A 7,401-nucleotide genomic window follows, 5' to 3' on the forward strand; every position below is an offset into this window, starting at 1 on the left:
TCTTTTCTTATAGTTTGAAACTATAGCTAGGTCTTGAAAATGGGAAAACCGCTCTCCTCATAATAGTGATAAAATAGTAATCAGTTAGATTGAATGTTTATCGGAGGGCAATATGAGTAAAAAACGCAATATTAATACTATCTTGGCACAGGCAGGAATCAAGTCGGATCAAGCAACGGGAGCTTTGACGACTCCTTTGCATTTCTCTACTACTTACCAACACCCAGAATTTGGTCAGTCTACAGGTTTTGACTATACCCGTACGAAAAATCCAACACGCGCAACAGCGGAGAAGACTTTGGCAGCTATCGAAAGTGCAGACTATGCTTTGGCAACAAGCTCTGGAATGTCAGCCATCGTGCTTGCTTTTAGTATTTTCCCTGTTGGTTCAAAAGTCTTGGCCGTTCGTGACCTTTATGGAGGTTCTTTCCGCTGGTTTAACCAACAAGAGCAAGAAGGTCGTTTCTCTTTCACCTATGCCAATACAGAAGAAGAACTGATCCACCATCTAGATAATGATCTGGTAGATGTCCTCTATATTGAAACACCAACCAATCCATTGATGTTGGAATTTGATATTGCTCATTTAGCCAAATTGGCCCATGCAAAAGGTGCCAAAGTCGTGGTGGACAATACCTTCTATAGCCCGATCTATCAACGTCCGATTGAAGAGGGAGCGGATATTGTTCTTCATTCAGCAACCAAGTACCTGGCTGGTCACAACGATGTCTTGGCTGGTGTTGTCGTGACGAATGATGCAGACTTGTATGACAAACTCTTTTACAATTTGAACACGACAGGTGCTGTTCTTTCCCCATTTGACAGCTATCTGTTGATCCGTGGTCTCAAGACGCTCTCTATCCGGATGGAGCGCTCCACAGAGAATGCTCGCAAGGTGGTAGAGTTTTTGAAAACATCCCCTCAGGTCAAAGAAGTCCTCTACACTGGAAAAGGTGGAATGGTCTCCTTTAAAATTCAAGATGAGAAAAAAATTCCCAACTTGTTAAATTCCCTCCAAGTCTTTACCTTTGCAGAAAGTCTTGGCGGAGTTGAAAGTTTGATCACTTATCCTACCACTCAGACTCATGCGGACATTCCTGCAGAAGTTCGCCATTCATACGGTTTGACAGATGATCTTCTTCGTTTGTCTATCGGAATCGAAGATGCGGATGATTTGATTGACGATTTGAAACAAGCATTGGAGGCTTAAGATGAGCAAATATGATTTTACGACTTTACCCAATCGGTTGACTCACCATACCTATAAATGGAAAGAGACAGAGACGGATCCAGAGATCATTCCGGCTTGGATCGCGGACATGGATTTTAACGTCATTCCAGAAGTACGAGAAGCGGTAATTGGCTATGCTGACCAAATGGTTTACGGCTACACCTATGCAGCAGACAGCCTCTATCAATCGATTCTTGAGTGGGAAAAAGAAGAACATGGTTATTCCTTTGATAAGGAGGCGATCATTTTTATCGAAGGTGTTGTGCCAGCTATCTCAACGGCCATTCAAGCCTTCACCAAGGAAGGGGATGCTGTCTTAATCAATACACCAGTCTATCCTCCGTTTGCACGAAGCGTCAAGCTCAATCGACGTAAATTGATTGAAAATACGTTGATCGAAAAAGACGGACTCTTTCAAATTGATTTTAATCAGTTGGAAAAGGATATTGTGGAGCAGGATGTCAAACTCTATCTTTTATGTAATCCGCACAATCCTGGAGGCCGTGTATGGGATCGTGAGGTCTTGGAAAAAATCGGCCATCTCTGTCAAAAGCACGGGGTCCTACTCATTTCAGATGAGATCCACCAAGATTTGGCCTTATTTGGTCATCGTCATATCAGCTTTAACACGGTTGACCCAAGCTTTAAAGACTTTAGCTTGATCTTAACCAGTGCGACCAAGACTTTCAATATTGCAGGAACAAAGAATTCTTATGTGGTTATTGAGAATCCAAAGCTTCGCACAGCTTTTAAACAACGGCAATTGGCCAATAACCAACATGAAATCTCAGGCTTGGGCTATATTGCTACAGAAGCAGCTTATCGCCATGGCAAACCTTGGTTGACAGAGCTCAAGCAAGTCTTTGAAAAACACATTGACTATGTTGTGGATGAATTGCAGGAAAAGACCAATATCCGAGTCATGAAGCCCCAAGGAACCTATCTTCTTTGGTTGGACTTTTCAGCCTATCCTTATACCGATGATGAGCTACATGCTAAAATCCATGACCAAGCCAAATTGATTTTGAACCGTGGAACAGATTTCGGAAAAGAAGGAACCTTGCATGCTCGCCTCAATGTAGCGGCTCCTTTCTCTCTTATTGAAGAAATTACCAAACGTTTAGTTGATACTTTTCACAAATAAGTGTTGACTTTCTGTAAGTGAAGGAGTACAATAAACTCGAAATACGGTAGGTGAGGCTACCACAAGGATACGGATGACTACCGCAAAGCAGTGGAGACACTACTCGTTGGTCAACAGTCCTGATCGCAAAGGTCAAGACTAAGCTCATTTCATTGCCTTGCGGAGCTAAAGCTTGGACGGTCAGTTTTTTAAGAGTTTTGATTGAAAAATAAATGACGAGTTTCATGAGTCCTACCGATCAAGGGTAGGACTCTTTTTTATGCCTTACCTAGAAAAGAGAAAGGAGAGAGCTATGATACAAATCGACGATCATCCCGAACCGTACCGAACCAGCCAATCGCTGATTTGTGTCGTAGGGACTCCAAAAGTGATTGGCTCCTGATTGAAAAAGGAGATACCAATGCAAACAAATAAAGAAAGACTGATTGCTGCTCTTCAAGAACCACTTGAAAGCACCTTTGCCACCTACAAAACCAGTGCCCTTGGTTTGGTTGACGATCAAGTAGAAGAAAACCGTGATATTTATGGCGAAAATGTCATCACAAAAGGTCAAGAAGATTCCATGATCAAAAAGATCTACGAATCGATCATCAATCCTTTTACGGTGATTTTGTTGGTCATTGCGCTGGTTTCCTTCATTACTAATGTCTGGCTAGCAAAACCAGGTGAACAGGATCCAACGACCTCCATCATCATTGTGACCTTGGTCTTGATCTCTGGTGGTATCCGCTTCATTCAAGAATTGCGGAGCGACAAAGCAGCTAGCAACTTATCACGTATGATTGTCAATACAGCGACCGTTCTGCGTGATGGATCGGAACAAGAAATTCCGATCGATGAAATCGTCGTAGGTGATGTGATCAAACTGAGTGCCGGCGATATGATCCCAGCAGATGTGGTCTTGATTGATTCCCGTGACTTCTTTGTCCAACAATCTGGTCTCACGGGGGAAAGTGATGCTGTTGAAAAGGTTTGTCTCAGAAAAGCCGACAGTCAAAATCTAGATAGTCTCTTGGAAAGTGAAAGTTTGGCCTTTATGGGGACCAATGTCATCTCCGGACGGGCGACAGCCTTGGTCTTGGTCGTGGGAGATGAAACCATGATGGGAGCTATTGAGCAAACCATCAACACTTATGACGAACCAACCTCATTTGAGAGAGAAATGAATACCATCTCTTGGCTCTTGATTCGGCTCATGTTAGTGATGGTGCCCATTGTCTTTGTGATCAATGGCCTCACAGATGGTGACTGGTTAGAAGCGGGTGTCTTTGCCCTCAGCGTTGGGGTTGGTTTGACTCCGGAAATGCTGCCGATGATTATTACAGCGAGTCTTGCTAAGGGCTCCATCATTATGGCAAAAGAAAAAGTCGTTATCAAAAAGCTCAATGCCATCCAAGACCTCGGCGCTATCGATATTTTGTGTACTGATAAGACAGGAACCTTGACCCAAGATGAAATCGTTTTGGAGTATCCGCTTGATATCCATGGCGAGTTGGATCTATCAGTCCTTCGCCGGGCTTACTTGAATTCCTATTTCCAAACCGGGCTAAAAAATTTGATGGACCGAGCGATTATCAATCGGACCCAGAAAGAAGCCAAGAAACATGAAATTGTTCGCGACCTGGATCAAACCTTCCATAAGATTGATGAATTGCCCTTTGATTTTGAACGTCGTCGCATGAGTGTCATTGTCAAAGACGAAGACGGTGTGGTCAGCATGGTGACCAAGGGTGCCTTGGAAGAAATGCTTTCTGTATCGACTTATGTTGAATACAAAGGTGAGATTAAACGCCTGACAGATGAAGTTCGTCAAGAGGTCCTCGCTGAAGTTGCTCAGTTAAATGAACAAGGACTTCGTGTTTTGGGTGTTAGCTACAAAACCGATTTGGACGAAAATGACATCTTTAGTGTTGAAGATGAACGAGACATGATCCTAACTGGTTACCTTGCCTTTCTTGATCCACCAAAACCTTCTGCAGCTCCAGCGATCAAAGCTCTTGCAGAATATGGGGTAACCACCAAGATCTTAACTGGGGACAATGAAAAGGTCACCCAAGCTGTCTGTGAAAAAGTAGGACTAGATGTCGAGCGGATTCTTTTGGGAAGCGAAATCGATACGATGACAGACCAAGAGTTAGCACAAGTTGTGGAAACAACAACGGTCTTTGCCAAACTATCACCCGATCAAAAAGCGCGGATCATCCTCTGCCTCAAGAATAATGGCCACAAGGTTGGTTACATGGGAGATGGGATCAACGATGCTCCATCCATGAAGGTCTCAGACGTTGGGATCTCCGTGGATACCGCTGTGGATATTGCCAAGGAAACAGCAGATGTCATCCTTCTAGATAAGGACTTGATGGTTCTTGAAAAAGGCTTGGTCGAAGGCCGCAAGGTCTATGCCAATATGACCAAGTACATCAAGATGACGGTCTCTTCTAACTTCGGGAACATCTTCTCTCTTCTCTTTGCCAGCATCTTTTTGCCTTTCCTTCCAATGGCTCCCGTTCATTTGATTGTGCTCAATCTTATCTATGATCTTTCTTGTATCGCCCTTCCTTTTGACAATGTCGACAAGGAATTTCTCAAGAAACCTCGTATCTGGGAAGCAAACTCTATCATGCGCTTTATGGCCTGGATTGGTCCAATTTCATCTGTATTTGATATTATTACCTACATGCTTCTTTACTTCCTTGTTGTTCCTATGATTTTAGGTCATGGCTACAACCATGGAGCAGCAGATGCAGCAGCCTTTATCATGGTGTTCCAAACTGGATGGTTTATCGAATCTATGTGGTCTCAAACCATGGTTATCCATATGTTGCGTTCACCAAAACTTCCATTTATCCAAAGTCGTCCAGCCTTCTCAGTCGTGGTGACGACCCTAGCAGCAGCCTTCTTTGTAACCTCCCTTCCATATAGTCCTTTGGCTTCTATCTTGAAGTTGAGCCAACTAAATGGATTGTACTTTGTTCTATTGTTTGCGATTATCGTCCTCTATATGCTGAGTGTGACGGTTGTCAAACGTATCTATATTAAGAAATACAAAGAATGGTTGTAATTGATTGATAGAAAGAGTGAGTCCGAACTTAAAAAATTAAGTGTAAGGGCTCTCTTTTTTTGGTAAAATTTGGTATAATAAGACGAATATAAAGTTGGAAATGATGATTTCCACGTGTTGCGCGTATCAAAAAAGGAGTAACAGAAAGAGGGAGAGCTTGACTCTTTCTCAATCCAAGCTCCTTTTTAAAGGATCGCAGCTTAGAAAGAAGGATCTCAAAAATGGGAAAACTAGAAGTTATTACACATCCACTAATTCAACACAAATTGTCTATTCTTCGTCGTACAGATACCTCTACGAAGGCCTTTCGTGAATTGGTAAATGAGATTGCTATGTTGATGGGCTACGAAGTGTTGCGTGAATTGCCTCTTGAGGATGTTGAAATTGAAACTCCTATTACCAAAACCGTTCAAAAACAAATCGCAGGGAAGAAATTGGCTATTGTCCCCATTCTTCGTGCAGGGATTGGGATGGTTGATGGTCTCTTGAGTTTGGTACCAGCTGCTAAGGTTGGCCATATCGGGATGTACCGTGATGAAGAAACCTTGAAACCAGTTGAATACTTGGTGAAATTGCCAGAAGATATTGATCAACGTCGTATCTTTGTAGTAGACCCGATGCTTGCTACGGGTGGATCCGCTATTCTAGCGATTGATTCCTTGAAAAAACGCGGCGCTAGCCATATCAAATTTGTCTGCCTAGTATCAGCGCCAGAAGGGGTGAAAGCTCTTCAAGAAGCTCACCCAGATGTTGATATCTTTACAGCAGCCCTCGATGATCATTTGAATGAACATGGCTACATTGTTCCTGGTCTTGGAGATGCAGGTGACCGTTTATTCGGTACCAAATAAGAAGCCATTCATGATTCGTCCGAAAGGTGCTTAAGATTTGACCTTTTTTGACCATTGGTTTATAATAGCACATATACTTTGAACCTCACGAATCGTGAGAATGAATGGATACTAAAGGAGAAGAATAGATGATTCCAGTAGTTATTGAACAAACCAGTCGTGGAGAACGTTCTTACGATATTTATTCCCGTCTGTTGAAAGATCGAATTATCATGGTAACAGGACCAGTTGAGGACCAAATGGCTAACTCCATTATCGCTCAATTGCTCTTCTTGGATGCCCAAGATAATACAAAAGATATCTATATGTATATCAATACCCCAGGTGGCTCTGTCTCTGCAGGTCTTGCCATTGTAGATACTATGAACTTTATCAAGTCAGATGTCCAAACCATTGTCATGGGGATGGCAGCATCTATGGGAACTATTATCGCTTCAAGCGGTGCGAAGGGCAAACGCTTCATGTTGCCAAACGCCGAGTACATGATTCACCAACCAATGGGTGGTACTGGTGGTGGTACCCAACAAACCGATATGGCGATTGCAGCAGAACACTTGCTCAAAACACGGAATAACTTGGAAAAAATCCTTGCGGAAAATTCAGGTCAATCTATTGAAAAAGTGCATGCAGACGCTGAACGTGACAATTGGATGAGCGCGCAAGAAACTCTTGAATATGGCTTTATTGATGAAATCATGGCCAACAATAATTTGGGCTAAACCATCCTCTGGAATGGTCCAACGAGGCTAGGTACTGTCTAGCCTTTTTTGCTCTCATAAAAGAGTAGTTCTTTTCTTGAAATTTGATATACTAGTAACAGAACGAGAAAGGGATTGACCATGTTTGAGAAACAAGAAAGAACAGGCTTGATTGTCAAGTTGTATTACAATCGAGATGGGAAAAAATTACAATCTGTCGGAGATGTCTTGTACCATTCTAAGAAATGCCGTTATGTCCAATTGTATGTGGACAGCGACAAGGCCGATCAAGTGATGGAAGACTTAAAGAAAGAACGTTATGTCAAAAAGGTCTTGCCTTGCCATCTCAAAGATTTAGATACAGATTTTGTGGGGAGTTTACAACGATTGGAGACCCCATCCGTGGTCACAGAAGG

6 protein-coding genes and 1 riboswitch are annotated in these 7,401 nt (G+C 42.7%); all 6 genes read left to right on the forward strand.

The genetic code is table 11. From position 1 onward, the window contains the following. Nucleotides 1-112: 112 nt before the first annotated feature. A complete protein-coding gene (locus SPADD19_RS01375; protein ID WP_061455009.1) occupies nt 113-1,210 on the forward strand; it encodes a cystathionine gamma-synthase in 1,098 nt (365 codons plus the stop codon). A gap of 1 nt (nt 1,211) precedes the next feature. Then, nucleotides 1,212-2,375: a MalY/PatB family protein gene (locus SPADD19_RS01380; protein ID WP_061455010.1), complete on the forward strand. Its 1,164-nt coding sequence runs from the start codon at nt 1,212-1,214 to the stop codon at nt 2,373-2,375. A 35-nt stretch (nt 2,376-2,410) separates the two neighbouring features. Then, nucleotides 2,411-2,568: riboswitch (M-box (ykoK) riboswitch) on the forward strand. 207 nt (nt 2,569-2,775) lie between these two features. After that, on the forward strand, nt 2,776-5,436 hold the full coding sequence (mgtA, locus tag SPADD19_RS01385; protein ID WP_049471749.1) for a magnesium-translocating P-type ATPase: 2,661 nt from the start codon (nt 2,776-2,778) through the stop codon (nt 5,434-5,436). A gap of 221 nt (nt 5,437-5,657) precedes the next feature. After that, a complete protein-coding gene (upp, locus tag SPADD19_RS01390) occupies nt 5,658-6,287 on the forward strand; it encodes a uracil phosphoribosyltransferase (RefSeq protein WP_049491218.1) in 630 nt (209 codons plus the stop codon). A gap of 128 nt (nt 6,288-6,415) precedes the next feature. Continuing rightward, on the forward strand, nt 6,416-7,006 hold the full coding sequence (clpP, locus tag SPADD19_RS01395; RefSeq protein ID WP_061455011.1) for an ATP-dependent Clp protease proteolytic subunit ClpP: 591 nt from the start codon (nt 6,416-6,418) through the stop codon (nt 7,004-7,006). Between the two features lie 120 nt (nt 7,007-7,126). Further along, nucleotides 7,127-7,401 (forward strand): DUF2129 domain-containing protein (locus tag SPADD19_RS01400; protein WP_003013098.1); only part of this gene is annotated, 275 nt, incomplete at its 3' end.

The organism is Streptococcus parasanguinis (assembly GCF_001578955.1).
GTDB lineage: Bacteria > Bacillota > Bacilli > Lactobacillales > Streptococcaceae > Streptococcus > Streptococcus parasanguinis_U.

Bases quoted from the DNA above. Each gene is read 5' to 3' on its own strand.
- mgtA (WP_049471749.1), top strand. From the start codon at position 2,776: ATGCAAACAAATAAAGAAAGACTGATTGCTGCTCTTCAAGAACCACTT.
- SPADD19_RS01375 (WP_061455009.1), top strand. From the start codon at position 113: ATGAGTAAAAAACGCAATATTAATACTATCTTGGCACAGGCAGGAATC.
- clpP (WP_061455011.1), top strand. From the start codon at position 6,416: ATGATTCCAGTAGTTATTGAACAAACCAGTCGTGGAGAACGTTCTTAC.
- SPADD19_RS01380 (WP_061455010.1), top strand. From the start codon at position 1,212: ATGAGCAAATATGATTTTACGACTTTACCCAATCGGTTGACTCACCAT.
- upp (WP_049491218.1), top strand. From the start codon at position 5,658: ATGGGAAAACTAGAAGTTATTACACATCCACTAATTCAACACAAATTG.